The 25,525-nt window shown below is 59.0% G+C and carries 24 protein-coding genes and 1 tRNA gene; 16 read left to right on the forward strand and 9 right to left on the reverse strand.

Annotated elements, in window-relative coordinates:
- Positions 1-61: 61 nt before the first annotated feature.
- Together RSF91_RS05285 and RSF91_RS05290 are read right to left on the reverse strand one after the other, a co-directional pair.
- Positions 62-136, reverse strand: a tRNA-Val gene (locus tag RSF91_RS05285).
- A 67-nt stretch (positions 137-203) separates the two neighbouring features.
- Positions 204-1,913 carry an AMP-binding protein gene (locus RSF91_RS05290; RefSeq protein ID WP_332567433.1) on the reverse strand — a complete coding sequence of 570 codons (1,710 nt, stop codon included), beginning with the start codon at positions 1,911-1,913 and terminating at the stop codon, positions 204-206.
- Between the two features lie 172 nt (positions 1,914-2,085).
- On the opposite strand from RSF91_RS05290, the gene RSF91_RS05295 reads away from it, so the two are divergent.
- Entirely contained in the window at positions 2,086-3,030 is a 945-nt protein-coding gene (locus RSF91_RS05295; protein ID WP_332567434.1) for an esterase/lipase family protein, read from the forward strand.
- On the opposite strand, the gene RSF91_RS05300 is transcribed toward RSF91_RS05295, so the two are convergent.
- From RSF91_RS05300 to hppD, 5 genes are all read right to left on the reverse strand, one after another.
- Positions 3,021-5,462 carry a DUF3772 domain-containing protein gene (locus RSF91_RS05300; protein WP_332567435.1) on the reverse strand — a complete coding sequence of 814 codons (2,442 nt, stop codon included), beginning with the start codon at positions 5,460-5,462 and terminating at the stop codon, positions 3,021-3,023. The two genes, RSF91_RS05295 and RSF91_RS05300, sit on opposite strands and share 10 nt — an antisense overlap.
- A gap of 186 nt (positions 5,463-5,648) precedes the next feature.
- Positions 5,649-6,494: a phenylalanine 4-monooxygenase gene (phhA, locus tag RSF91_RS05305; protein WP_332567436.1), complete on the reverse strand. Its 846-nt coding sequence runs from the start codon at positions 6,492-6,494 to the stop codon at positions 5,649-5,651.
- 53 nt (positions 6,495-6,547) lie between these two features.
- Positions 6,548-7,513: a Bug family tripartite tricarboxylate transporter substrate binding protein gene (locus tag RSF91_RS05310; RefSeq protein WP_332567437.1), complete on the reverse strand. Its 966-nt coding sequence runs from the start codon at positions 7,511-7,513 to the stop codon at positions 6,548-6,550.
- Between the two features lie 131 nt (positions 7,514-7,644).
- Positions 7,645-8,676, reverse strand: coding sequence for a Bug family tripartite tricarboxylate transporter substrate binding protein (locus RSF91_RS05315; protein WP_332567438.1), 1,032 nt, complete (start codon positions 8,674-8,676; stop codon positions 7,645-7,647).
- A gap of 304 nt (positions 8,677-8,980) precedes the next feature.
- Entirely contained in the window at positions 8,981-10,102 is a 1,122-nt protein-coding gene (gene hppD / locus RSF91_RS05320) for a 4-hydroxyphenylpyruvate dioxygenase (RefSeq protein WP_332567439.1), read from the reverse strand.
- A gap of 219 nt (positions 10,103-10,321) precedes the next feature.
- Between hppD and RSF91_RS05325 the strand changes: the two genes are divergently transcribed.
- The 10 genes from RSF91_RS05325 to RSF91_RS05370 all read left to right on the forward strand — a co-directional run bounded on the left by RSF91_RS05325 (position 10,322) and on the right by RSF91_RS05370 (position 19,457).
- Entirely contained in the window at positions 10,322-10,804 is a 483-nt protein-coding gene (locus RSF91_RS05325) for an Lrp/AsnC family transcriptional regulator (RefSeq protein ID WP_099735618.1), read from the forward strand.
- A gap of 149 nt (positions 10,805-10,953) precedes the next feature.
- On the forward strand, positions 10,954-11,676 hold the full coding sequence (locus tag RSF91_RS05330) for a GNAT family N-acetyltransferase (RefSeq protein WP_332567440.1): 723 nt from the start codon (positions 10,954-10,956) through the stop codon (positions 11,674-11,676).
- Between the two features lie 236 nt (positions 11,677-11,912).
- The gene (locus RSF91_RS05335) at positions 11,913-12,794 is read left to right on the forward strand and encodes an HlyC/CorC family transporter (protein ID WP_332567441.1); all 882 of its coding nucleotides are present in this window, start codon (positions 11,913-11,915) and stop codon (positions 12,792-12,794) included.
- A gap of 66 nt (positions 12,795-12,860) precedes the next feature.
- On the forward strand, positions 12,861-14,501 hold the full coding sequence (gene lnt / locus RSF91_RS05340; protein WP_332567442.1) for an apolipoprotein N-acyltransferase: 1,641 nt from the start codon (positions 12,861-12,863) through the stop codon (positions 14,499-14,501).
- 218 nt (positions 14,502-14,719) lie between these two features.
- Positions 14,720-15,244, forward strand: a complete 525-nt coding sequence (gene fabA / locus RSF91_RS05345) for a bifunctional 3-hydroxydecanoyl-ACP dehydratase/trans-2-decenoyl-ACP isomerase (protein WP_099735623.1) — start codon at positions 14,720-14,722, stop codon at positions 15,242-15,244.
- A complete protein-coding gene (gene fabB, locus RSF91_RS05350) occupies positions 15,241-16,464 on the forward strand; it encodes a beta-ketoacyl-ACP synthase I (RefSeq protein WP_169107485.1) in 1,224 nt (407 codons plus the stop codon). The genes fabA and fabB overlap by 4 nt, the downstream gene beginning before the upstream one ends.
- Positions 16,465-16,550: 86 nt before the next feature.
- Positions 16,551-17,135: a D-glycero-alpha-D-manno-heptose-1,7-bisphosphate 7-phosphatase gene (locus tag RSF91_RS05355; protein WP_332567443.1), complete on the forward strand. Its 585-nt coding sequence runs from the start codon at positions 16,551-16,553 to the stop codon at positions 17,133-17,135.
- A gap of 121 nt (positions 17,136-17,256) precedes the next feature.
- Entirely contained in the window at positions 17,257-18,003 is a 747-nt protein-coding gene (locus RSF91_RS05360; protein ID WP_332567444.1) for a lysophospholipid acyltransferase family protein, read from the forward strand.
- 20 nt (positions 18,004-18,023) lie between these two features.
- Positions 18,024-19,004: a M48 family metallopeptidase gene (locus RSF91_RS05365; protein WP_332567445.1), complete on the forward strand. Its 981-nt coding sequence runs from the start codon at positions 18,024-18,026 to the stop codon at positions 19,002-19,004.
- Between the two features lie 36 nt (positions 19,005-19,040).
- Positions 19,041-19,457, forward strand: coding sequence for a rhodanese-like domain-containing protein (locus tag RSF91_RS05370; RefSeq protein WP_332567446.1), 417 nt, complete (start codon positions 19,041-19,043; stop codon positions 19,455-19,457).
- A gap of 19 nt (positions 19,458-19,476) precedes the next feature.
- On the opposite strand, the gene galE is transcribed toward RSF91_RS05370, so the two are convergent.
- Both galE and lysM read right to left on the reverse strand, forming a co-directional pair.
- Complete coding sequence (gene galE, locus RSF91_RS05375; RefSeq protein ID WP_332567447.1) at positions 19,477-20,499, reverse strand: UDP-glucose 4-epimerase GalE; 1,023 nt, start codon at positions 20,497-20,499, stop codon at positions 19,477-19,479.
- Positions 20,500-20,568: 69 nt separating this feature from the next.
- Entirely contained in the window at positions 20,569-21,039 is a 471-nt protein-coding gene (gene lysM, locus RSF91_RS05380) for a peptidoglycan-binding protein LysM (protein ID WP_332567448.1), read from the reverse strand.
- Positions 21,040-21,211: 172 nt separating this feature from the next.
- Here lysM and RSF91_RS05385 point away from each other — a divergent pair, with 172 nt between their 5' ends.
- The 5 genes from RSF91_RS05385 (at position 21,212) to rfbC (ending at position 25,465) form a co-directional block, all read left to right on the forward strand.
- Positions 21,212-21,985, forward strand: a complete 774-nt coding sequence (locus RSF91_RS05385) for a type III pantothenate kinase (RefSeq protein ID WP_332567449.1) — start codon at positions 21,212-21,214, stop codon at positions 21,983-21,985.
- A gap of 61 nt (positions 21,986-22,046) precedes the next feature.
- The gene (gene rfbB / locus RSF91_RS05390) at positions 22,047-23,105 is read left to right on the forward strand and encodes a dTDP-glucose 4,6-dehydratase (RefSeq protein WP_332567450.1); all 1,059 of its coding nucleotides are present in this window, start codon (positions 22,047-22,049) and stop codon (positions 23,103-23,105) included.
- Positions 23,106-23,111: 6 nt separating this feature from the next.
- The gene (rfbD, locus tag RSF91_RS05395; protein ID WP_332567451.1) at positions 23,112-23,996 is read left to right on the forward strand and encodes a dTDP-4-dehydrorhamnose reductase; all 885 of its coding nucleotides are present in this window, start codon (positions 23,112-23,114) and stop codon (positions 23,994-23,996) included.
- A 30-nt stretch (positions 23,997-24,026) separates the two neighbouring features.
- The gene (gene rfbA / locus RSF91_RS05400; RefSeq protein WP_332567452.1) at positions 24,027-24,914 is read left to right on the forward strand and encodes a glucose-1-phosphate thymidylyltransferase RfbA; all 888 of its coding nucleotides are present in this window, start codon (positions 24,027-24,029) and stop codon (positions 24,912-24,914) included.
- Complete coding sequence (gene rfbC / locus RSF91_RS05405) at positions 24,911-25,465, forward strand: dTDP-4-dehydrorhamnose 3,5-epimerase (protein WP_332567453.1); 555 nt, start codon at positions 24,911-24,913, stop codon at positions 25,463-25,465. Before rfbA ends, rfbC begins: the two co-directional genes overlap by 4 nt.
- Positions 25,466-25,525: the final 60 nt, after the last annotated feature.

Raw genomic sequence — 25,525 nt, forward strand, 5'->3', positions numbered from 1 at the left:
GAACATGTGACCCCTGCCGTGTGAAGGCAGTGCTCTACCGCTGAGCTAATCGCGCTTTAATTGGTGGGTGATACATGGATCGAACATGTGACCCCTGCCGTGTGAAGGCAGTGCTCTACCGCTGAGCTAATCACCCGAAGACCGCAATTCTAGCAGCATCCAAAGCGGCTCTTCGGGAAAACTCGTAAATTTCCTGAAAAAACTCAGTTCGACCGCAGCTCGCGCCGCAGAATTTTGCCCACATTGGTCTTGGGCAGCTCATCGCGGAACTCGATGAAGCGCGGGCGTTTGTAGCCGGTCAACTGCTCCTGGCAGTAGCGCATGACGCGGTCTTCGGTCAGCGACGGGTCGCTGCGCACTACATAGACCTTGATGGATTCACCCTGCTGCTCGTCTTTGACGCCGACGGCCGCGCACTCCAGCACGCCGGGGCACATGGAGATGATGTTCTCCAGCTCATTTGGGTAGACGTTGAAGCCGCTGACCACCATCATGTCCTTCTTGCGGTCGATGATGCGGGTGTAGCCCTCGTCGTCCAACACGCCGATATCGCCGGTGCGCATATAGCCGTCTGCCGTGAAGGCCTTGGCGGTTTCTGCGGGCTGGTTGTAGTAGCTGTGCATGACGTTGGGGCCCTTGATGCACAACTCGCCCGGCTGCCCGTTGGGGACGCTGTTGCCGTCGTCATCCTTGATCGCCACCGAGATGCTGGGCAGGGGCAGGCCGATGGTGCCGGTGAACTCTTTGTTGGTGACCGGGTTGTTGGTGCCGATGGCGCAGGTCTCGCTCATGCCCCAGCCTTCAATCATGGCGCAGCCCGTGACCTGCTGCCACTGGCGCGCCGTGCCTTCTGAGGCGGCCATGCCGCCAGCCTGTGAGATGAAGAGCTGCGAGAAATCGAGCTGGCGGAACTCGGGGTTGTTCAGCAAGGCGTTGAACAGCGTGTTGACCGCAGGGAACACATGGACGGGGCGCTTTTTGAGTACCTTCACAAACTTCGGGATATCGCGCGGGTTGGGGATCAGGCTCAGGCTGCCGCCTAGCCGCATGGCGAACAGGCAGACCGTGAGCGCGAAGATGTGATACAGCGGCAAGGCCGCGACGATATGGGTTTCATGGGCCTTGACCCGGCCCTCCAGCGCGGGTGTGAACCAGGTGTGGGCCTGCAGCGTGGCAGCCACGATGTTGCGGTGGGTCAGCACCGCGCCTTTGGACAGGCCCGTAGTGCCGCCCGTGTATTGCAAGAAGGCGGTTGAGTCGAGCGTGGCCGTGCTGGGGGTGAGCTTGCGCTCTGCACCTGCTGCCAGCGCCTTGGTGAACGGCGTGACCTGGCGCTGCTGGCTACCGGTGCCAGGACCCGGACCAAGAGGCAGATCAAAGGCGGGCACCATCTTGGCCAGATGGCGCACGGCAAACGTGATCCAGCTGCCGTAAACGCCGCCCAGCAAGTCGCCCATGCTGCTTAGGCAGATGTGGCGGATGGCTGTGCGCTCCAGCACCTGGCCCAGCGTGTGCGCAAAATTTTCCAGAATGATGATAGCTGTGGCACCCGAATCCTTGAGCTGGTGCTCCAGCTCGCGCGGGGTGTAGAGCGGGTTCACATTCACGCAGGTAAAGCCCGCGCGCAGCACACCGGCCATGCTGACGGCGAACTGCGGCACGTTGGGCAGCATTATGGCCACGCGCGCACCGGGCTCCAGCCCCAGACTTTGCAGCCACGCGCCCATCTTTGTGGATAACTGGTCCAGCTCGGCGTAGCTCATCCAGCGGTCCATGCAGACCGAAAACGGACGGTCTGCATGCTGGGCAAAAGCCTCTTCCAGCAGGTGCACCAGCGAGCGGTACTGCTCGGGATGCACGTCGTGCGGCACATCGGGCGGGTAGTTCTTGAACCAGGGAGCTGCAGCGTCCATGAAAGGCACCTTGGAGAGGCCGCTCATGCATGCAGAAGGCGGCAGGTTGAACAAAGTGAAGCGTGCTTGCGCTGCGGCTGATTCTGCGGATCGTGTCTGCAAGGGTCTACGGGGGCTTGTCCTAGGCGCTTGGGGCCCGGTTTGCTAGGCTGCGCTGGTGGAGGTGTTGAACGTGAATACCTGGTTCTGGCGCTGTGTGGTGATGAGTAGCTGGCTGGCGTTGCTGCTGTGGTGCGGCTACTGGTGGCAGCGATCGGTTGCGATCGCCTTGCTGGGTGCGGGCCTGATTGCCTGCGGCGCAGGGCTGCAGCTGGGCGTGCAGATGCTGATGATGCGTGCGGTGTTGCGCCGCAGGGGGCAAGCGCTGCCGGCGGCCAGCATCGCCTGGCGCGCATGGCTGGCGGAGTGGCGCTGGGCGGTGCGCATTTTTGGCTGGCAGATTCCGTTTCAGGAGCATGCCGAGGCGGATGGCATCCACCCTCATCGCGCCGTACAGGCCGATGTAGCTCCCCAAGGGCTGGTGGGCGTGGTGCTAGTGCATGGCTATTTTTGCAACCGTGCTGTGTGGAATGGCTGGCTGTGCAAGCTCAAGGCACGCGGCATTCCCTGCGCAGCCATGACCTTGGAGCCAGCCCACGGTAGCCCTGTCGAAGCCATGGTGGAAGATTTGGATCAATGCGTCAAAGCGCTTGCACAGTATACGGGGGTAGCTCCACTTTTGGTAGCGCATAGCATGGGCGGGCTGGTGGTGCGGGCCTGGCTCAAGCGGCTGAGCGCCAGTGAGAGGGCGCAGTATGCAGCCCATGTGGTGACGGTTGCTACGCCGCATGGCGGCACATGGCTGGCGCGGTTTGCGCACCGCCAGCCGGCCGTAGATATGCGCGAAGGCAGTGACTGGCTGCAGCAGCTGGGTCAGCCGCCGCTGGATGTGCCGTTCAGCTGCTGGTGTAGCAGCAGCGACAACATCGTGTTCCCGCCCAATCTGGCGACCTTGCCGCAGGCGCAGCTGCATCAGGTGGATGATGCTGCGCACATGCAACTCTTGTTTGATGCGCGGGTGTGGCGCCATTGCCTGCAACTGCGTGGGCAGTTGCAGGAGGAGGTGGATCAGGCCTGAGGCGCTGGGGCAGCCGGGGCTGCAGAGCTTTCCGGGTCGCGGACCAGGTGGATATCGGTGGCCGATACCAGCGCAATGTTCTGCTCCGCGCAGCGCTGCAACAGGCCAAACAGCAGATCGCTGCGGGTGCTGTAGACACTGCGCGAGCTGGAGACATGGCCAAAGCTGGTGATGTTGACCACGCTGCCGTTGATGGAGTCCACATACATGGCTGGTGCGGGGGTGGCCAGCACGGCTTCATGCTCGGCGTACAGGCCCAGCAGCACTTCGCGCAGCTTGACGATGTCGGTGTTCAGCGGCACGGAAAACGCAATCGAGATGCGGCCCAGCGCGCCATCCATGGTCAGGTTCTGCACGGACTTGGTGATGAACTCCGAGTTGGGGACGATGATGGTTGATTTGTCATCGGTCTGAATCTCGGTGGCGCGCACGCTGATGCGGCGAATGTCACCCACCTGGTCGCCAATGCGTACCCTGTCGCCCAGCTTTACGGGGCGCTCGGCCAGCAAGATCAGGCCAGAGACAAAGTTCTGCGTAATGGCCTGCAGACCAAAACCGATACCGACGGATAGCGCACTGGCCAGCAGCGCCACCTTTTCAAAACCAATGCCCAGCGCAGCCAGCGTCCATAGCGCTGAGAGCGTGATGCCCACATAGCGCGCCACGGTGCTGATGGAGTTGCGGGCGCCAATGTCCAGTTCGGTCTTGGGCAGATAGGTCTCGACCAGCCAGTGCTGCAGTGTGCGAAAGATGGTCAGGCCCGCAACCAGCACGACGAGGCCACGCACGATGGTCATGGGGCGCAGCACGGCGTCGCCAATGGACAAGCCCTTGGTCAACGTGTCGGTCAGGGCCAGCAGACTGCTGGAGTTGCCGAAGGGTGCAGTCAGGGCCAGCATGCCCAGCAGCAGCAGGCAGACTCGGCCCAGTGCCGACAGCAGCACGCCAATCTGCTCCAGCCGCGATGACTTCAGGCCCGTGCTCAGCACAATGCCCTTGCCAATGCGGCTGTCGGCAGAAAATATCCAGCCAAAGAAGTCATCGGTGAACTTCATTAGCAGCGTGGTGGCCAGCACCACGACGGTGATCCACACCATTTGCGTGGCGACAAAAACGGAGAAGTTCAGGTAGCCGATCAGCGCTGCAATCAGCGCGGCCAATACCGTCAGGTGCCCGCCCAGCCAGGCGAACATCAGCCAGTTGCTGGTGGTGGCGGGGCGATGCTCTTGCGGGTTCTGTGCGGCTTTTTCGCGGTCTATGACTTGCTGGCGCTGGCGCTGCTTTTTGATGACCACCAGCACCGACATGATGAGGGCGACATAGGTCAGTGCGATCAGACCATCCAGCGCCACACTGCTGATGGCGCTGGTGCGCGCGGCGATGTCTACCGCGTTGAGCATGATTGAAAACCAGGTCAGCGCGGCGGCGCCCCAGGCCAGGTGGGTGAGCTTGGGCGCAGCTTCGTCGTCAATATTCAGCAGCCGCCATGAGGGGCGCTTGGGCACCAGCAAGCTGGCGCTGACGGACAGGAAGAATGCCGCCACAAACATGCCCTTGACCCAGGCGTCTGCCACCAGATCCAGCCGCGGCGCAATGGCGTCGATGGAGCGCAGGCTTTCGATAAAGACCATGCCCGCCAGACCGGGAAGGGCCGTGCCTACCAGCAGCATCCACACCGCCAGACCCGAGCGGCGCAGGCGGCCATTGGGCGCGCGCTCAGACGCGGCAAAGTTGCGACCCAGAGTGCGCAGCCAGATGCGCAGCGGAAACATCAGCACCAGCGCGGCCAGCGTGCCCAGCAGCGGAATCTTCCAGCCGTGCTTCGCAATGGCGGCGTTGAAGCTGGTTTCGCCCTGGCGAATCAGGCCATTGATGCGTTGCAGGTCAAGGGGGATGTCAGCGGCAAACTTCTTCCACAGCGAGGGCGACAGGGGCGATGCGACTTTGCGCGCAATTTGCTCGTTGAACTGCTGGGTGCGGATTTTTTCAATGCTGTCGACCGCCTGCTTGGCCTCAACCGACAGCAGCTTGCCGCGTTTGATGGCCGAATCCAGATCGCTGTGCTGCTGCAACAGATCCTTGCGCTGCTGCTTGATCTCTGGGCTTTCTTCCACACCATCGGCCGGAGTCCCTAGCTGGGCGATGCGGGCGTCAAGCTGCTTGAGCAAGGGCTCCAGCGTCATGACGGCGCTGTCCGCATCGCGCTTGGATTGCAGCGCGCTTTCAGACAGGGTTTGCAGGGTATCGGCCGAGTCGGTGTCATCCAGTGCTTTGCGCATGGCGTCCAGCGAAGTGGCTGCCTGCTCCAGTTGCTGAAGCGATGCGGTCTGCGGATCGGTGGTGGACGACGAAGGCTCAGCCGCGATGGCCAGACCTATACAGAGATGAAGCGCTATGAGCCAGCGCAGCAGTCGGATGCAAGGGTGTTGCATGGTTTGATTGGGGGTGAGGCGGGGCCGCAACGCGGCGCGGATTGGCGGCCTTGTGGGCCGCCAGCACGCTACAACTATAGGTGCAATGCTGCGAGCAGGGTTTCCCTGTGCCCCTCTGGTCTGCTATGCAGAAGATAGCTGCCGGTGCTTGATATGTAAGCGCTGGAGCCCTGAATGACTTGTTTTTTACAGTGGTTGTTCACCTGCCAGCAACTCCCTGGCGCCGACGGTAGGCTGCTGGCGCAGCTGTTCATACAGCGGTGCAAATTCGGTGTTGGCCAGAGCGAGCAGTTGCTGCATATCGTCGATGACGAAGTAGGTCTGCTGGTAGGTGTCGATCTTGTAGAGAGTGCGCATGGTGCGCTCCAGCTGCAGGGGCAGGCGGTGCGGCTGGGGGCTGTTGACGCTGTACTCCAGCTCGCCTACGGAGCTGAGAATGCCCGCCCCATAGGCGCGCACGCCGCCATCCTCACGAATCAGCCCAAACTCCACCGTGTACCAGTACAGACGCGAGAGCATCTCGCAGGCGCCCAGCTCGGCAGCCTTCAGCCCGCCTTGGCCGTAGGCCTGAATGAAGTCGGCCATGACGGGGTTGAACAGCAGGGGCACATGGCCGAAGAGGTCATGAAAGACATCGGGCTCGACGATGTATTCAAACTCTTCGGGCTTGCGAATCCAGTCCGTAACGGGGAATTTGCGCTGGGCCAGCAGCGAGAAGAAGGGCACCTCGGGGATCAGCCCAGGCACACCCACAATCTCCCAGCCCGTGGCTTTGAAAAGGCGATCGTTGATCTCTTCAAAGCGCGGAATGCGCTCTTTGGCACCCAGCGATGGCAGGGCGTCAATGAAATGCTGGCTGGCGCGACCCGCCAGCAATGCGGACTGCCGCTCGTACAGGTGGTGGTAAGTGTCGTGCTCGGCCTCGGTATAGGCGGCGTAGTCCTGCGTGCAGGTGTAGTCGGCATGCGCGCGTGTGTAGTCGCCGCGCGGTGGGCGGTCGGATTGGCCATAGACAACAGGGGCTTGTCCCATCATGTGCTCCTTTTTGTAGAGGTCTGGCTAAACCACCGCCTGCAGGCGACGACTTAGCCTGCCTTGATCTTGGTTGCGCTGATCAAAAACTGAAATCTTCGGTTCTCGCGCTTCACAAATTCTGAAAACTCAAGCAGTCGCATGTTTTCCTGGGCAATGCCCATCTTGCGGTACTGGCTGCGGTATTTCGGGTCACTCAGTGCAGCCTGAAATGCCTCTGCGTACTTCTGGGCGTCCTTGTCAGGCAGGCTGGCCGGCGCAAACACGCCAAACCAGGTGGCCACATCAAAGCCTGGCACGGCTGTGTTCATCGGTGGCACATTGGGCAAGGCAATGTTGGGCGACAAGGTGGTGACGGCTAGCGGGACCAGCTCGCCCGATGCGATCAGGGGCAGGGCGGAGGCGAGGTTGTCAAAAACCACGTCCACCTCGCCTTTGAGCAAGGCTTTCTGGGCGGCAGATGCACCCTCGTACTGTTGGCTGCTGATACGCAGATTGGCGAGAGTCTTGAACATCTCTCCCGCGATGTGGCCAATGCTTCCGTTACCCGCGGCGCCCAGCTTCAGGCCATTGGGGTGGGCTTTGATATAGGCCACCAGATCGGTGGTGTTTTGCAGTTTCAGCTCGGCTGCGCGGGCCTTGGTGGTGACCAGCACGTTAGGTACGCGGGCTACCAGAATCAGGGGCTTGAAGTCTGCGTTGACGTCATAGCTCAGAGCCTTGCCCAGGTGCGGGAGCACGGCATGGGTGGCCACGGCACCCATGACAACCAGATTTTGCTGGGGCTGGGCCTTGGCGATGAGATCGACGCCTGTTACGCCCCCTGCGCCGGGCTTGTTCGTGACGGTGATGTTGCCCAGGTTTTGCCGGGCACCTTCGGACAGCAGGTGAGCTGAGGTATCGAGAGGGCCGCCAGCAGGATAAGGGACGACGAAGGACAGGGGCTGGGCCGCGTTTTGGGCAAAGGCGCTAAAAACGGAAGCGGAGAGCAGGGTAGCAAGCAGTAACGTACGTTTCACAATGGTTTCCGGGAAAAATAGGCCCGCCGAGGGCGTCCGGAAGTATAGAAACGCAGAGGACAGCGAAATCCCAGCAGGCGGAATATATTCCGCGGCGTCAGTAAAGGCTTGCGTCGCTTTGGGCGGTGGTGTCAGGGGATCAGCTGATGGGCCTTGAGAACTTTGCCGTAGTAGCTGTGCTCTTGCTGCAAAAAACGGGCGAAGTCCTGCAGTCGCAAGTCCTCGCGGATCACGCCCATGGCGTCGAAGTATTCCTGCACCTTCGGTCTTTGCAGCGTCTGCGCAAAAGCGTCTGACCAGCGCCTGGCCAGTGCATCCGGTATGCCGGCGGTGGCAAACACGCCAAACCAGGTGGGCAGGTTCAGTCCCGGCACGCTGGCTTCCAGGCTGGGTACTTGCGGCAGCACGGGCAGCGGTGAACGCGCAGTCACGCCAATAGCCTTGAGGCGACCGGCGCGCAGATGAATCAGCGCTGAGGCAATGTTGTCGAACATCAGATCGGCCGATCCGTCCAGCAGAGCCGACAACGCCGGACTGGCTCCGGAAAATGGCAGATGCTGCAGCGGCACGCGGGCGAGTGCCTGAAACAGCTCGCCCGCAATATGGCCAATGCTGCCGTTGCCCGCTGATGCATAGCGCAGGGGCTGCCTGGTTTTGCTCATGAAGCGCAGCAAATCGTCGGGCGTGTAGATGCGCCATTGCATGGCCAGATCGGCCCGCATGACCAGTACATGAGGCATGCGCGCCACCATGGTGAGAGGCTGAAAGTCGCGCAGCGGGTCGTAGGGCAGTTGTAGGTTGAGCCAGGGCAGGATGGCATGCGTGGCCACAGCGCCCATCAGCAGCATGGGCTCGCGTGCACCCGCTCTGGCCACCATGGCTGCGCCCTTCGCCCCACCATCGCCATACACATTGAGCACCTGAATGGAGCCCAGCGTCGTGGTCTCCGCCGCCAGCTTGCGCGCTGAGCGATCGAGAGGGCCACCTGCTGCGTAGGGAACGACCAGAGACAGCTCGCTCTTGCGGCGGCTGGTGTTTGAGGGAAATTCGCCATGCACCCCTGCAGCTAGGGCGCTGGAAGCTACTAAAGATGTAGCAGTTGTGGCGGCCAGCCTGAGGGCCTGGCGTCTTGAAAGTCCGGGGGCTGCGGCAGGCAACTCCATTCCCGGCGCTCTGCAGGCTTGTAAGGCAGTGGCGGGTGGATGAGGGTGCGGCACGTGGGCTTTCAGGGCGTTGATCAGCGCTGCAGTGGGCCGGTGTCACCTGAGGGGTGAGCACAAATGCGGCGATGCAGCATTTGTGAAAGTATAGATATGAAAAATGTAACGGATATGGTCCGTTTGATCGTTGGTGGCTACCGGGCAACAGTACCTCGCCCCAGTCTGCTGCAGGGCGGCTGGCGCAGGCAGAAGGGGTGGGGCGGGTGCTGAACATGGCCGTGTTGCCGGTGTGATGGCAGTGGCAGGCTCAGCTCTTGAGCACGCCGCGGCGCATCTGGTCGAGTTCCATGGTCTCGAACAGGGCCTTGAAGTTGCCTTCGCCAAAGCCGCTATTGCCCTTGCGCTGGATGAACTCGAAGAAGATGGGGCCGAGCTGGTTCTCGCTGAAGATTTGCAGCAGCAACTCGCCCTGTGCGCCATCCACCAGAATATTGCGCGCCATCAGCTCGGGCACAGGTTCCTGCAGATTGGGGATGCGCTTGGGCAGCAGCTCGTAATAGGTCTCGCTGGTGTTGAGCAGCTTGATGCCGTTCATCTGCAGGCCATCCACCGTGTCGTACAGATTGGTGGAGCCCAGGGCGATGTGCTGAAAGCCCTCGCCGTGGTACATGTCCAGATATTCCTGAATCTGGCCGGCCTTGTCGTTGCCTTCTTCGTTGATGGGGATACGAATCTTGCCGCAGGGGCTGGTCATGGCCTTGCTCTTGACGCCCGTGGAAAGGCCTTCAATATCGAAGTAGCGAATTTCGCGGAAGTTGAAGATGCGCTCATAGAAGTCGGCCAGTCCGCTCATGCGGCCCCGGTAGACGTTGTTGGTGAGGTGGTCGATATAGGTCAGGCCCAGACCTTCGGGGTGCAAGTCGGCGCCGGGCAGGGGCTCAAAGTCCACGTCAAAAAAGCTGATGTTGCCCAGGTCACCGTCCTTGGCGCCGTTCTTGCCGCGCCATTTGTCGATGAAATAGATCAGGGAGTCGCCAACGCCCTTGATGGCGGGAATGCTCAGCTCGCCGGGGGCGGCCTGCTGGGCATAGCCCCAGGCACCCAGCGAGGTGGCGCGCTCATAGGCAAACTTGGCATCGTCGACACGAATGGCAATGGCGCAGACGCTGGGGCCGTGCAGGCGGGCAAAGCGCTGGGCAAAGCTGTCGGGCTCGGCGTTGATGATGAAGTTGATCTCGCCCTGGCGGTACAGCGTCACATTCTTGCGGCGGTGCTTGGCGATGGCGGTAAAGCCCATGCGCTCGAACAGAGCGCCCATCGCCACGGGATCAGGGGCGGCGTATTCGACAAACTCGAAACCGTCCGTACCCATGGGGTTGTCCCAGGTCTGGAAGTTGCTGGGGGTGCTTTGGGTCAGGTCTGCGTTCATGGCGGGGTCTCCATCCGGTAGGGGGTCAACACATGAAAAACAGGTGTCGAAGGATGGATTTACTGTAGGGCAGAGCATGAACAGCCTTCATGCAAAAATACCGTGGTCGCTACCACTTGAATGCATGAAAATTGCGAGAAATATTGATTTCGTGCAATTTAAGTGGGTATTGCGGGTTAACCCCGAAAAAAACCTGCACTATTTTTATAATCTGCCGCCATGAGCCCTACGCACACCATCGACAAACTGGATAAGGCGATTTTGCGCCGATTGCAGGCCAATGGCCGAGAAACTTATGACGTGATCGGCGAACAAGTCGGCCTGTCGCCCAGCGCCGTGCTGCGCCGGGTTAAACGCCTCGAAGAAAACGGCGTTATCGACCGCTATGTCGCACTGGTGCAGCCCGAAAGTGTGGGTCTGGGCCTGACGGCTTACATCAACGTGCGCCTGGAAAAGTACACCGAAACCAGCAAGCGCAATCCCATGGATCTGTTTCGCGCCAGCGTGCAGACCTGGCCCGAGGTGGTGGAGTGCGTGTCCCTGACCGGTGAGATGGACTATTTGCTGCGGGTGGTGGTGGCTGACATGCAGCATTACAGCCGTTTCATCATGGATACCCTGCTCAAGCACCCCAGCGTGCAAGATTGCAAGACCAGCTTTGTGATGGACAGAGTCAAGGTCACAACGGCGGTTCCCCTGTAGAGTGCAAGGGGCGGTGGCGTCCTTCATACGGACCATGGACTAGCCAAAAAATGGCGCTAAGGTGTTGAATTAACGCAAAATCCTTACAAGATTGTTGCGATGCAATATGGAGCTTGTGATGATTCGGGTTTTTACCTATATTTCATGCCATGAACCTCCCCAAAGACTGGTTGAAATCGCCCTGGCAGGCTGGCTCAGGCTGGCTGCGCGACATGGGTAAGTCCCATAGCGCCGAGCGTCGCTCGCCGTCCTTGGTGCCCATTCGCTCGCTGAGCCCGCGCCATCGTGACCGTATTACCAAGCACCTGCTCAAGCTGGATGCGCGGGATCGCTATCTGCGCTTTGGCTATGCCGCCAGCGATGAGCAAGTGGCGCGCTACGTTGAGCAGCTGGACTTCGAGCGCGACGATATCTTCGGTATCTTCAACCGCCGCCTGGAGCTGATCGCCATGGCCCACCTGGCGTTTGCCGGTCACCCTGAGTACGAAAAATGCGCCGAGTTCGGTGTCTCCGTGCTCAAGACTGCACGCGGCAAGGGGCTGGGCGCGCGTCTGTTTGACCGTGCCGTGCTGCATGCACGCAGCAAGAATGTGAGCATGATGTTTATTCATGCGCTGTCTGAGAACACGGCCATGCTCAAGATCGCACGCAATGCGGGCGCGACCGTCAAGCGCGAAGGCTCGGAAGCCGAAGCCTATCTGGAGCTGCCGCCTGCCAACTTCGAGACCCATGTGAGCGAGCTGGTGACCGAGCATCTGGGCGAGATGGACTACCAGCTGAAGAAGCAGGCTGTCAATTTCTGGAGCTTTCTGGCCGGCGTGCAGGAAGTGCGCAAGGGTGTGCAGGAAGGCCGTCACAAGTCGGGCGAGTAAGGGGGCCTTGGCGCCTGCTTTCGATTGCGTCGCAAATCTGTAACAGTGTTCGAAGTTTGAAGTCTGAAATGCCTCAAGCCCAATCCAGAAAAGCGCAAGCAGCTATCAAAAAGTGATCAATTTGCGACAGCTGGAATATCGGGTCATGGCTTTTGCGCAGTCGCAAGCCTGTTGTCATCACAATCCGTTATTCTTAGTGGCTTGTTTGACTACCGCACGTCCTGCACTCCAAGACAGTGTCTGACCCCCATCATTCGCGCCTTCCTGAGAGGGAAGACAAGCGAAGCTTCCTGCAAAAGGTGGCTGAGTTCATCCATCCGGCTCCGGAATCCCCCGATGAACTGATCGAAACCCTGGCTGAGGCCGAAGACAACCAGGTCATCGGCACCGAGTCCCGCGTCATGCTGGAACGCGTGATTCGCATGGCCGATATGAGCGCCGGAGATGTCATGGTGGCTGCGCCACGCATGGATCTCGTCAATATCGACGCTCCGTTTGAAGAAATCCTGCACCAGGTCATCACCACGGCGCATTCGCGCTTTCCGGTGTACCAGGGCGAGCGCGAGAACATCATTGGCATTCTCATGGCCAAGGATTTGCTCAAGCTGCAGCGCTCTCCGACCCTGAGTATTCGCGCTCTGGTGCGCCACGCCGTGTTTGTGCCCGAGAGCAAGGGTCTCAACGATTTGCTGCGCGAGTTTCGCGCCAACCGAAACCATCTGGCCATCGTCATCGACGAATTTGGCCGCGTGGCGGGCTTGGTGACGATTGAAGACGTGCTCGAAGAAATCGTGGGCGAGATCGAAGACGAGTTCGACATCCCCGAGGATGAGGGCGACATCTTCGCTTTGGCTGACAACAGTTACCGCGTGGCGGGCGATGCCAGCGTCGAGCATGTGAGCGAGGAATTCGAGACCACGCTGCAGGCCAGCGACCCGCATGAGCATTTCGACACCATTGGCGGCCTGATCGCCCATGAAGTCGGCCATGTGCCCAAGCGCGGCGAGCAGATTCATCTGGGCGGGCTGGAGTTCACCGTGCTCCACACCAAGGGCGGCGCGGTGCGCTGGTTCAAGGTCGTGCGCGATCCATCGCCAGACAGTCTGGTTAAGAACTGATATCCCTTATCCTTGAACACACCCAGCCACCCGGTTGGGTGTTTTTGTTAGAGCCTGTCGATTCTTATGACCACAACCGCCGCCACTGTTAAGACCCCCGCCGCCAAGCCCCAGGGCTGGATGAGCGGGCTTTTGATGCTGGTCGCGGGCGGCTTGCAGGCCTTTTCTCTGGCCTGGCCCTGGGCACGCGGTCAGGGTGATGGGCTGCTGACGCTGGTGGGTGGCTATGGTCGCCCGCTGTGGTGGCTGCAGATTCTGTCGCTGGCCGTGCTGGTTCATGCATTGCTGGCGGCGGGCACCGCAAGGCAGGCCGCAGGCAGGGCCTGGCTGTTTGGCACGGCATGGCTGGCCGCTACCTTCTGGTGGCTGTTTATCTCCATGCACACCTACGGCGGTCTGGCCGCACCGCTGGCTGTGGCTGCGGTGCTGGCGCTGGCTGCTTTTTTGGGCTGTTATTACGCCATTGCTTCCTGGTTTTTTAAGCGTCTATCGCATACACCGTATGCGCTGACAGCTATGATTTTTGCAGCCTTATGGACGCTAGCCGAGCTAGCGCGTGGCTGGCTGTGGACCGGCTTCCCCTGGGGGGCTGGCGGTTATGCCCATGTAGAAGGCCCGCTGGCCGCGCTGCCGCGCTGGGTGGGTGTCTATGGCACCGGTTTTGTGGCGGCCTGGGTTGCGGCCTGGCTGGCCATGCTGCTCTGGCGCTGGCAGACGCAGCAGCGCGTGCTGCATGCCAAACCTGCGGTGGCCAGCGTTCTGGCCCTGTCTCTGGCCTTGGGCGGCCTGTGGTGGCTGCGCAATGAAGCCGTTGAGGCTCCCAGTCAGCAGCCCGGCATGAGCGTGGCATTGCTGCAGGGCAATATTCCGCAAGATGAAAAATTTGAAATGGGCTCTGGCGTGGTGGATGCGCTGCGCTGGTATGCCCAGCAGTTGCATGACGCCAAGGCGCAACTGGTGGTGGCGCCTGAAACGGCGATCCCGTTGCTGCCCCAGCAACTGCCTGAAGGCTATATGGACTTTGTGCGCCAGCCGTTTGTGGGAAAAAACTCCCAGCAGGCCGCGCTGGTAGGTATTCCGCTGGGTAATTGGGACAAGGGCTTTACCAACACGGTGGAAGGCTGGCTGCCCGGGCAGACCCAGCCTTATCAGTACGACAAGCACCATCTGGTGCCGTTTGGCGAGTTCATTCCGCCCATGTTCCGCTGGTTTACTGAGTTGATGAACATTCCGTTGGGCGACTTCAACCGCGGCGCTTTGGGTCAGCCATCCATGAACTGGGCGGGCGAACGTCTGTCCCCCAATATTTGTTACGAAGACTTGTTTGGCGAAGAGCTGGCAGCGCACTTTGGCAATGCCGCCACGGCTCCCACAGTGATGGTCAATCTAAGCAATATTGGCTGGTTTGGCGATTCGGTGGCCATTGACCAGCATCTGTCCATCAGCCGCATGCGCTCTCTGGAGTTTGAGCGCCCCATGCTGCGCGCTACCAATACAGGGGCCACCGTGGTCATCAACCACAAGGCCGAGGTTGTCAGCGCGCTGGCGCCTTTTGACCGGGCGGTGCTGCAAGGCGAGGTGCAGGGGCGCGACACTCTGACGCCTTATGCGCGCTGGGTGCATGCGCTGGGGCTGCTGCCTTTGACGCTGCTGTGTCTGGCGGTCTGTGGCTTTGCATGGCGCAGGAATCGAAGCGCTGAAAATTGAATTTCATGGGGGAGTTCCCCATGTGGGATAAGCACTTCTGTCATCAGGCCTTGCCGTATTTGTGGCAGAGTTTCGATCCAGATAACGGGTATTTTGTCTCGGGTATGGCGGCAGCCTTGATAATGCCGGGTTATGTGCGCCCGTGTGGGCGTAGACCCACCCACCCAAATATAGAGTAACGGGTAGCTTGCACAGGCTGCCGTGGAGCAATTGAAAGAATGGCTGAATCTTTTTCCTACGAACAATTGATCGCGTCCGGCGAAGGCAAGCTGTTTGGCGCTGATAGCGGACGTCTGCCCCTGCCTCCCATGCTGATGTTCGATCGCATCACGCACATTGATGAAGACGGCGGCGAGCACGGTCTGGGAAAGATTGTGGCTGAGCTGGATGTGAACCCCGACCTGTGGTTCTTCAAGTGCCACTTCCAGGGCGATCCCGTCATGCCCGGTTGCCTGGGCCTCGATGCCATGTGGCAGCTGATCGGCTTTTACCTGACCTGGCTGCGTCTGCCCGGCAAGGGCCGCGCTCTGGGCGCTGGCGAAGTGAAGTTCACAGGCGAAGTGGGCCCGGACGTCAAGCTGGTGACCTATGAAATCAATATCAAGCGCGTCATCAAGCGCAAGCTGAACATGGCCATTGGCGATGCACGCCTGCTGGCTGACGGCAAGGAAATCTACGTGGCCAATGATCTGCGCGTGGGTCTGTTCCTGCGCGAAGACGGTGCCAAGGGAACGCCAGCATGAGCAAGAAGCGGGTAGTGATCACCGGCGCGGGCATTGTCTCGTGCATTGGTAATGACCTGGCAACGGTGGAGACTTCGCTGCGCGAAGGCCGCACCGGTATCAAGGCCATGCCGAAGTTCACCGAGCTGGGCATGCGCTCGCAGGTGGCCGGTATCCCTGAAATCGACATCGAAGCACGCATTGATCGCAAGCAGTTGCGCTTCATGGGTGACGCTGCGGCTTACTCGCAGATCGCTCTGGAAGACGCCATCAAGCAAGCGGGCCTGACGCCTGAGCAGGTGAGCCATCCCCGTACCGGCCTGATCATGGGCTCGGGCGGCGGCTCGCCAGCCAACCAGATTGAAGCGGCTGATACGCTGCGCGAAAAGGGCATCCGCCGCGTGGGGCCGTATCAGGTCACGCGCTGCATGAGCTCTACCGTGTCTGCCTGTCTGGCGACCAACTTCAAGGTCAAAGGCATCAACTACTCCATCACCTCGGCTTGCTCTACCTCGGCCCACTGCATTGGCGCTGCTGCCCAGCAGATCGCCTGGGGCATGCAAGATGTGATGTTTGCTGGCGGCGGCGAAGAGCTGTCCTGGGGCATGTCCTTGCTGTTTGACGGCATGGGTGCCATGTCCAGCAAGAACAACGAATCGCCCGAGAAGGCTTCGCGTGCCTACGATGCCAACCGTGACGGTTTCGTCATTGCTGGCGGCGGCGGTGCGGTGGTGCTGGAAAGCCTGGAGCACGCTCTGGCCCGTGGTGCCAACATTCTGGCCGAAGTGGTCGGTTTCGGTGCTACCAGCGACGGTGAAGACATGGTCGCACCTTCGGGTGACGGTGCCATTGCTTGCATGCAGCAAGCCATGGAAACCATCGATGCCCCCATCGACTACATCAACACACACGGTACATCGACCCCTGTGGGCGATATGCAGGAAGTGCGCGCCATGCGTGCGCTGTTTGGTGACAAGGTGCCTCCGTTCTCGTCCACCAAGTCGCTGACCGGCCACTCGCTGGGCGCTACCGGTGTGCAGGAAGCCATTTACTGCCTGATCATGATGAACAAGGGCTTTATCGCCGGTTCTGTGAACGTGGATACTCCTGATCCGCTGCTGGGCGATATGCCTCTGGTCACTCAGACCCGTGATGCCGAACTGAAGACCGTGCTGTCCAACAGCTTTGGTTTTGGTGGCACCAATGCTTCCCTGGTGCTCAAGCGCTGGGAAGGCCAGTAAGCTCTGGAGCCTTGATCGCAAGCCCGCTTGACCTCAAGGTAAGCGGGCTTTTTTGTCACCGACGTCACTGACCTAAAGCCTCCTTCATGAAGATCGCAATTCTTGACCGTGATGGCACCCTGAATGAATGGGGTGCGCAAGGCTTTATCGGAAGTCCCGATGAATGGGTGGCTGTGCCCAGTGCGCTGGAGGCGGTCTCGCGTCTCAATCGCGCAGGCTGGCATGTGGTGGTGGCGACCAATCAGCCGGGGCTGGGGCGCGGGCTGTTTGATGTGATTGAGCTCAACGCCGTGCACGCCAAGATGCAGCGTGAGCTGGCGGCCGTGGGTGCCAGGGTCGAAGCCGTTTTTTTCTGCCCTCATGCCCCCGATGAAGATTGCCTGTGCCGCAAGCCGGGTGCCGCCTTGTTTGAGCAGATTGCTGACCGCTATGGTGCGGAAGGCCAGGAAATCTGGGCCATTGGCAGCGGTGTAGAGCATTTGCAGGCCGGCAAGGCGCTGGGTGCAAATCTGGTGTTTGTGGAATCCACAGCCAGACCCGAGTCCAGCGGCGATGCCAATCTGCCAGAGGGCAGTGAGCGTTATCCTGATCTGGAAGCCGTGGTCAACATGCTGCTGCCGCTCAGTGATGGCGGAGCTCCCACAGCCGATTCAGCGCCTGTCTCCCATTGATTTCAGGTTTCAGGTCAAAATAGTCTCAACCGCTTGAAAGATCAGCGCAAGCTGCTATGTTTCTTGCAGATTTTTGAGCCCCATCAACGGGTGCCTGCCCTCAAGCTTTTCGATTGCCGTCATGTCCCTGATCCGTTCAGTCCTCCACATGCTGTGGATGGTCGTCACTGTCATCCCCTACACCCTCGCTGTGCTTTTGACCAAGTGGGTTAGCGGTTCATCCTCCAAGACTTATCGCGTGGCCCGTGCGTGGCTCAAGCTGTCGGTAGACAGTGCCAAGGTCATCATGGGGATTCAGTACCGCGTGCAGGGCATGGAGAACCTGCCAACCGACCCCAAGCAAGGCGTGGTGTTGCTGGTCAAGCACCAGTCCACCTACGAGACCTTCTTGATGCCAGCCATCATGCCGCGCCCACTGGCCTATGTGTTCAAGAAGGAGTTGCTCAAGGTTCCGTTCTTTGGCTGGTCTATTGGTGCTCTGGACATGATCCACATCGACCGCGCCCAGCGCTCGCGCGCTTTTCACAAGGTGGTAGAGCAGGGCAAGCGCCTGCTCGATCAAGGTACATGGGTCATCATGTTCCCCGAAGGGACACGCATCAAGCGCGGCGAAAAGGGCGAATACAAGACCAGTGCCACGCGCCTGGCCATCATGACGGGAGCTCCCGTGGTGCCCGTCGCCGTGACTTCAGCCAAGTGCTGGCCACGCAAGGCTTTCATTAAGTCGCCCGGTGTGGTGGATGTGTCCATTGGTCAACCCATTCCTTCCGTCGGCCGCAAGCATGATGAGCTGATGGCGGAGGTTGAGGCCTGGATCGAAGCAGAAATGCAGCGTCTTGACCCCGAGGCTTACGCCCACAAAAGTTAATCAGCCGAGAAACCTAACCCATGTCCACAGGCGATCGCTTGCAGCAAGCTTGGCAATGGCTGACGCCGCCTGCGGTGGAGGACGGGCAGGGCGGCTTGATACCGCGCAGGCGCTTGCGCAGCGCGGCGATTGATGCAGAGCAGGCCGCGCTTGATTTTGAGAGAAATACGGCTCAACCGCTTGCTGATCGAGCGGTAGATGCTATTGATTTTGTAGAAGATGAGCCGCTAGCGCAGGCGGCCTTGCCTGTGCACCCCGGTGCCAGTCACAGCGCGCAGCTACAAGGGCGTAGCGTGGCTTACTTGCTGCGCCGTTCAGCGCGCCGCAGCATCGGCTTTAGTGTAGGGGCGCAAGGCCTCGAGGTCACAGCGCCGCAATGGCTGGGCATGGGGGATATCGAATCTGCGCTTCAGACCAAGGCCGACTGGATTGTGCGCAAACTGCAGGAATCAGGCCAGCGTCAGCAGATCAAGAACGAAGCCCGCATCTTCTGGAAAGAAGGTGGGCTGCTGGGCTATCTGGGTCAACCTATGGCGCTGCGGCTGACGGGCGGTGCCACCCAGCCTTTGCGCACCCGGCAAACCCATAGAGAACAGGCGGCGGACGGTGTACAAAGCTTGCACCTGCCGCTAACTGCACAGGCCTCTGCAGCGCAGATTCGCGCCGCCGTTCAGGCCTGGATTTTGCGGGAAGCCCGCACCCATTTCACCGCGCGCATGCTGCACTATGCCGCCCAGATGGATGTGCGCTGGAATGCACTGCGGCTGAGCAGTGCCAGCACGCGCTGGGGCAGCGCCACTAGCGGTGGAATCATCCGGCTGAACTGGCGGCTGATGCAGCACAGCCCGCAAATCATTGACTATGTGGTGGTGCATGAGCTGGCGCATCTGCACCATATGGATCACAGCCCGCAGTTCTGGTCCGTGGTGGAGCAGGTACTGCCCGACTGGAAGCAGTTGCGCAGGTCATTGAGAGACAAGCCGCTTCCCGCCTGGGAGTAGGCGGAGTGCAGTGGCAGTCAACAACAAGGATTCAATATGAACAATACGACGCAAATTCAGCCCGCAACCGGCTATGCCGGCGATGTGCCAGCGGAGCTGGCCTGGCAATGGCTGCAAAGCGGCGAAGCCGTGCTGGTCGATGTACGCACCGATGCCGAGCGTGAATGGGTAGGCAAGGTGCCGGGCGCGATTGCCGTGGCGTGGAAGCAGTGGCCAGGCATGGCGGCCAATCAGAACTTCGATGAGCAGCTTCGCGCAGCCGTGCCCGAAGGCAAAAAAGTCGTGTTGCTATGCCGCAGCGGCGTGCGCTCCGTCGCAGCCGCCCAGCGCGCCACAGGTCTGGGCATTGAGGCTTACAACATCCTCGAAGGCTTTGAAGGCGATGTGGACGCCAATGGTCAGCGGGGCAGCTTGAGCGGCTGGCGCAAACGCGGCCTGCCCTGGAGTCAGTGATGCCAGAGCAGCCACAAACTTAAGCCTCGCGGTAGCCGTTCGGGTTCTGGCTCTGCCAGCGCCAGGTGTCAGCACACATGGCATCCAAGCTGTGCTCGGCCTGCCAGCTCAGGGTTTTCAGGGCGTGGTCCGGGTTGGCGTAGCAGCTGGCCACGTCACCAGGACGGCGCTCGGCGATTGCATAGGGCAAGGTTTTGCCGCACGACTTTTCAAAGGCGTGCAGAACTTCAAGCACGCTATAGCCTTTGCCGGTGCCCAGGTTGACAGTTAGCAGTTCGGGCTGAGCCAAGCCCGCCAGTTTTTCTAGCGCCTTGACATGGCCCCGGGCCAGATCCACGACGTGGATGTAGTCGCGCACGCCGGTGCCATCCACCGTGTCATAGTCGCCGCCAAAAATCTGCAGCTTCTCGCGGCGGCCCACGGCGACCTGTGCGACAAAGGGCAGCAGGTTGTTGGGAATGTCCGAGGGGTCTTCGCCAATCAGGCCGCTTGCATGCGCACCGATGGGGTTGAAGTAGCGCAGCACAGCCAGTGACCACTGCGAGTCAGAGCGGTAGAGGTCAGCCAGAATCTCTTCCACCATGAGCTTGCTGCGACCATAAGGGTTGGTGGCAGAAGTGGGGTGTTCTTCATTGAGCGGCAGATACTGCGGCGAGCCATAGACTGTGGCTGATGAGCTGAACACCAGCTTGCGCACATTCTGGTTCTTCATCGCACGCAGCAGAACCAGGGTGCCGTTGACGTTGTTGTCGTAATAGTCCACGGGCTGGGCGACAGATTCGCCAACCGCCTTCTTGCCCGCAAAGTGCACCACGCTGTCTATGCTGTGCTCTTTAAGTGCCTGCTCCAGTGCACTCTGGTCGCGAATGTCGCCGCGAATGACCGGAATCGAGCGCCCAGTGATTTTCTCTACTCGCAGAATGGCTTCTGGGTGGCTGTTGCTGAAGTTGTCAAAGATCACGACTTCATGGCCGTGGCTGAGCAATTCGATGGCGGTGTGGCTGCCGATATAACCGGCGCCGCCTGTGAGCAGAGTTTTCATGGAAAGCAGTCTATCGTTGGCTGTATGAAAAAAGCGCTCATCTGAGCGCTTTTTTGGTGTTAATTGTGTTTAAAGCGCAGGGATACGCAGCTTCTGACCCGGATAAATCTTGTCCGGGTTGCTGAGCATGGGCTTGTTGGCTTCAAAGATGGTGTTGTACTTGTTGGCGTCGCCGTAGTACTTCTTGGAGATTGCCGACAGTGTGTCGCCGCGCACCACATCATGGTACTGGGCTTCGGGTTCGGGGTTGGTGACGCTCATCAGGTTGTCCACAGACTGGACATTGGCGACGTTACCGCAGCACAGTGTGACTTTTTCCTTCGCAGTCTGGGTGGGGGCTACGCCTTGCACCGTGACCTTACCTTGAGATCCATCGAACTGCACCTGCAGATTGGAGACGCCCAGATTCTGTGTGTTGATGTAGTTTGCGATGGCTTGAGCCGCCTTGACATTCAAGTCGTCCGATGGCGCTGCCGCATGTGCATCGCTGCCGCCAAACAGTTTTTCACCGGCTTCCTTGATGAAACTGAACAGACCCATGGTTTTCGACTCCTCAAAGTGATGGAAGAAATAAGCGTTTCACTTTACATGGAAATACAGAAGATTCCTTGCATGACATGGGCTCTGCGCTTTTTTGACAATTTCCCATCAATAGGTAATGAATGTTGCAACCGAGTGCCTGCAGCGGGGAAAAGTACTGATAATCCGCCGCATGACATTTTTGGCGATAGACATTGGCAACACCCGTTTGAAGTGGGCCATGTATGAAGATCACCGCCCTGGGGCTGCCTTGCTGGCGCATGGGGCGGAGTTTCTGGAGCATATCGAGCGACTGGCAGAAGGGGCCTGGGCAGGCTTGCCGGCGCCCGATCGTATGCTGGGCTGCGTCGTGGCTGGAGAGACGGCAAGACGCCGCGTGCATGAACAAATTGAACTCATGGTGGGCTGGAACTTCGAGCCTCAGTGGGCCGTTCCCTCCACCGCCGAGGCGGGGGTGAGCAATGGTTATGACCATCCTTCCCGGCTAGGCGCAGATCGCTGGGTCGCAATGATTGGTGCGCGCCACCATATGCTGCAGCTGGGTGACCCAAGGCCATTGATTACCGTCATGGTCGGCACCGCTGTCACGGTGGATGCCATGGATGCCCAAGGCCACTTCCTCGGCGGCCTGATTATTCCCGGTCATGGCATCATGCTCAAAGCCTTGGAAGGGGGAACTGCTGGCCTGCATGTCCCCACGGGAGATGTCAAAAGCTTTCCCAGGAACACCAGTGATGCATTGACCAGCGGCGGCACCTATGCCATCGCGGGAGCTGTTGAACGCATGTACCAGCATCTGGCCGAGCATTGCGGCGCTGAGCCCATGTGCATCATGGCCGGCGGTGCGGGCTGGAAGATGTCTCCAAGCATGACTCGCCCCTTTCAGCTGATCAATAACCTGATTTTTGATGGTTTGCTGGTGATGGCTGAAAAGCGCTGGGGTTGAGACTGCTCTAGGTATCCCATCCGCGCTGAGATCATTCGAGTTTTAATTTAAGGTTGTTTTCATGATTTTTGTAACCGGCGGTGCGGGTTTTATTGGTGCTAATTTCGTTTTGGATTGGCTGGCAAATACAGGTGAATCGGTTGTCAATATTGACAAGCTGACTTACGCCGGAAATCTTGAAAATCTGAGTAGTGTCATGAGCGAGCCTCGCCACATCTTTGTGCAGGCGGATATTGGCGATGGTCAGCAGATGGCTGCTTTGCTGGCAAAGCATCAGCCTCGCGCTGTGGTGAACTTTGCGGCTGAGTCGCATGTGGATCGCTCAATCCATGGTCCTGAGGACTTTATTCAGACCAATGTGGTCGGCACCTTTCGCTTGCTGGAAGCCGTGCGCGCATATTGGGGCGGCCTTGATGCTGGCTTAAAGAAGGATTTCCGCTTTTTGCATGTGTCGACCGATGAGGTGTATGGCACTTTGTCGCCCACTGCACCAGCGTTCACAGAAGAGCACAACTATGAGCCCAATAGCCCATATTCGGCCAGCAAGGCGGCCAGCGATCATCTGGTTCGTGCCTGGCACCATACCTACGGCTTGCCGGTGCTCACCACCAACTGTAGCAACAACTACGGGCCGTTGCACTTCCCTGAAAAGCTGATCCCACTGGTGATTGTCAACGCCTTGGCTGGCAAGCCCCTGCCTGTTTACGGCGATGGCATGCAAGTCCGTGACTGGCTGTATGTGCGCGACCATTGCAGCGCCATTCGCCGGGTTCTGGATGCTGGCAAGCTGGGTGAGACCTATAACGTGGGCGGCTGGAACGAGAAGGCCAATATCGATATCGTCAAGACGGTATGCGGCTTGCTTGATGAGCTTAGCCCCCGCAAGGATGGCCTGCTGTATGCACAGCAGATCACCTATGTACAGGATCGTCCCGGGCATGACCGTCGCTATGCCATTGATGCCCGCAAGCTTGAGCGTGAACTAGGCTGGACGCCTGCTGAAACCTTTGAAACGGGTATCCGGAAAACGGTTCAGTGGTATTTGGAAAACCCTGAATGGGTGGCTAACGTTCAGTCTGGCAGCTATCGCGACTGGGTACAAAAGCAGTACGCGGAGTAAGCCAGCATGAAAATTTTGCTGCTGGGTAAAAACGGTCAAGTGGGCTGGGAGTTGCAGCGCAGCCTCGCCCCGCTGGGTGAGTTACTGGCTCTTGATCGCCGCGATAAAGGTGGAGATATCTCCGATCTGTTGGCTCTGGCGCAGGTCATTCGTGATGTGCGGCCGGATGTCATCGTCAATGCAGCGGCTCATACGGCCGTGGATAAGGCAGAGAGTGAGCCAGATCTGGCTCGGCGCTTGAATGCCGAGGCACCTGCGTTGATGGCTGAGGAAGCCCAGAAACTTGGTGCTTTGCTTGTGCACTACAGTACCGACTATGTGTTCGATGGCGCTGGAACCATAGCCCATAAGGAAAGTGATGAGGTCGGTCCCTTGTCGGTCTACGGCCGCACCAAACTCGAAGGTGAGCAGCGCATTGCGCAGACGGGCTGCAGACATCTGATTTTTCGCACCAGTTGGGTTTATGCGGCACGTGGCGGTAATTTTGCCAAGACCATGCTGCGCTTGGCGCAGGAGCGTGAAAAACTCAGCGTTATTGACGACCAGTGGGGTGCCCCAACGGGCGCTGACCTGATTGCAGACATCAGCGCTCATGCGATTCGACATGTGACCCAGCATTCCGCCGACCTGGGTGTTTACCATCTCGTCGCGTCAGGTGAGACCAACTGGCATGCCTATGCCAGTTATGTAATTGAGCGGGCTAAAAACCTGCGACCTGACTTGGCCTGGAAAGTGCAGGACATTGCGGCAGTGCCGACAACGGCCTTCCCCACACCTGCTGCTCGCCCCCTGAATTCGCGCCTCAATACTGATCAATTGCAGGCAGCGATGAAGCTGCATTTACCGCACTGGAAGTGCGGCGTAGACCGCATGCTGCAAGAGATTCTCTAAATATAAAGCCCGCACGAAGGGAAACGATCCATGACAAAAGCACGCAAAGGCATCATCTTGGCTGGTGGCTCGGGCACGCGCCTCCATCCTGCAACGCTTGCCATTAGCAAGCAACTGCTGCCGATCTACGACAAACCCATGATTTACTATCCGCTGAGCACGCTGATGCTGGCGGGCATACGCGACATTTTGATTATTAGCACGCCGCAGGACACGCCGCGTTTCGAGCAGTTGCTGGGTGACGGCAGTCAGTGGGGCCTGAACCTTGAATATGCAGTGCAACCCAGCCCGGATGGTTTGGCGCAGGCATTCATCATTGGCGAGGCTTTTCTCAACGGCTCACCCAGTACGCTGGTGCTGGGTGACAATATTTTTTACGGCCACGACTTTCAGCGATTACTCAAAGAAGCCAGTGAGCAACAGGAGGGTGCGAGCGTGTTTGCTTATCACGTGCAAGATCCCGAACGCTATGGTGTTGCTGAGTTTGACGAGTACGGTAAGGTCCTGTCGTTGGAGGAAAAGCCGGAAAAACCAAAATCCAATTTTGCGGTTACAGGGCTGTATTTCTACGATGACCAAGTGGTCGAGATGGCCAAAGCGCTCAAGCCATCACCGCGCGGTGAGCTAGAAATCACAGACCTAAACAGGTTGTACCTAGAAAAATTGCAGCTCAACGTACAGCTCATGCGGCGTGGATACGCGTGGCTGGATACAGGAACGCACGATAGCTTGTTAGAAGCGGGGCAGTTTATTGCGACGCTTGAACAGAGACAGGGGCTTAAAGTTTCTTGTCCTGAGGAAATTGCTTTTCGTTCTGGCTGGATTGATGCCGCTCAACTGGAAAAACTTGCCCAGCCGCTGCTTAAAAATGGCTATGGTAAATATTTAATGCAATGCATTAAAGGGCATAAATTTTGAGACGTTTGCTCACCGCTTTTCCGGAACTCATTTTGCTTGAGCCCAAGGTTTGGATGGATGCGCGCGGGTCTTTTCAAGAAACGTTCAATCATCGTAGTTATGCTGAATTTTTGGATAAGGATATCGTCTTCTTACAAGACAACCTCAGCTATAGTTGTCGAGGAGTTTTAAGAGGCTTGCACTATCAAGTTTCATCTTGTGCGCAAGGGAAATTGATCTATGTGGTTCATGGTGAAATCTGGGATGTCGTGGTCGATATTCGTCAGAATTCTCCGAATTTCGGTAAGTGGGTGAGTCACCAACTCTCGGCGAAGAATGCTCAGCAGCTTTGGATTCCTCCAGGGTTCGCGCACGGATTTCTCGTTCTGAGTGACACAGCGAATGTGATGTATAAAACCACGGCCTATTACGCGCCGCAGGCAGAGCGCGGTATCGTTTGGAACGATACGGACATTGACATTCAGTGGCCAGATCTGGGTATGGATTTTCTGCTGTCTGACAAAGACCAAAAGCAGCCCACTTTTAAGCAGGCCGAAGTCTTTACAGGCTGAAGCAGCACGAGCTCGATAAAAAGCGGCAGCCAAGTGACGGCCGTTTTTTCTGTGCAGGCA

Origin of the sequence: Comamonas sp. (assembly GCF_036643215.1) — a bacterium.
Taxonomy (GTDB): Bacteria; Pseudomonadota; Gammaproteobacteria; order Burkholderiales; family Burkholderiaceae_C; genus Comamonas.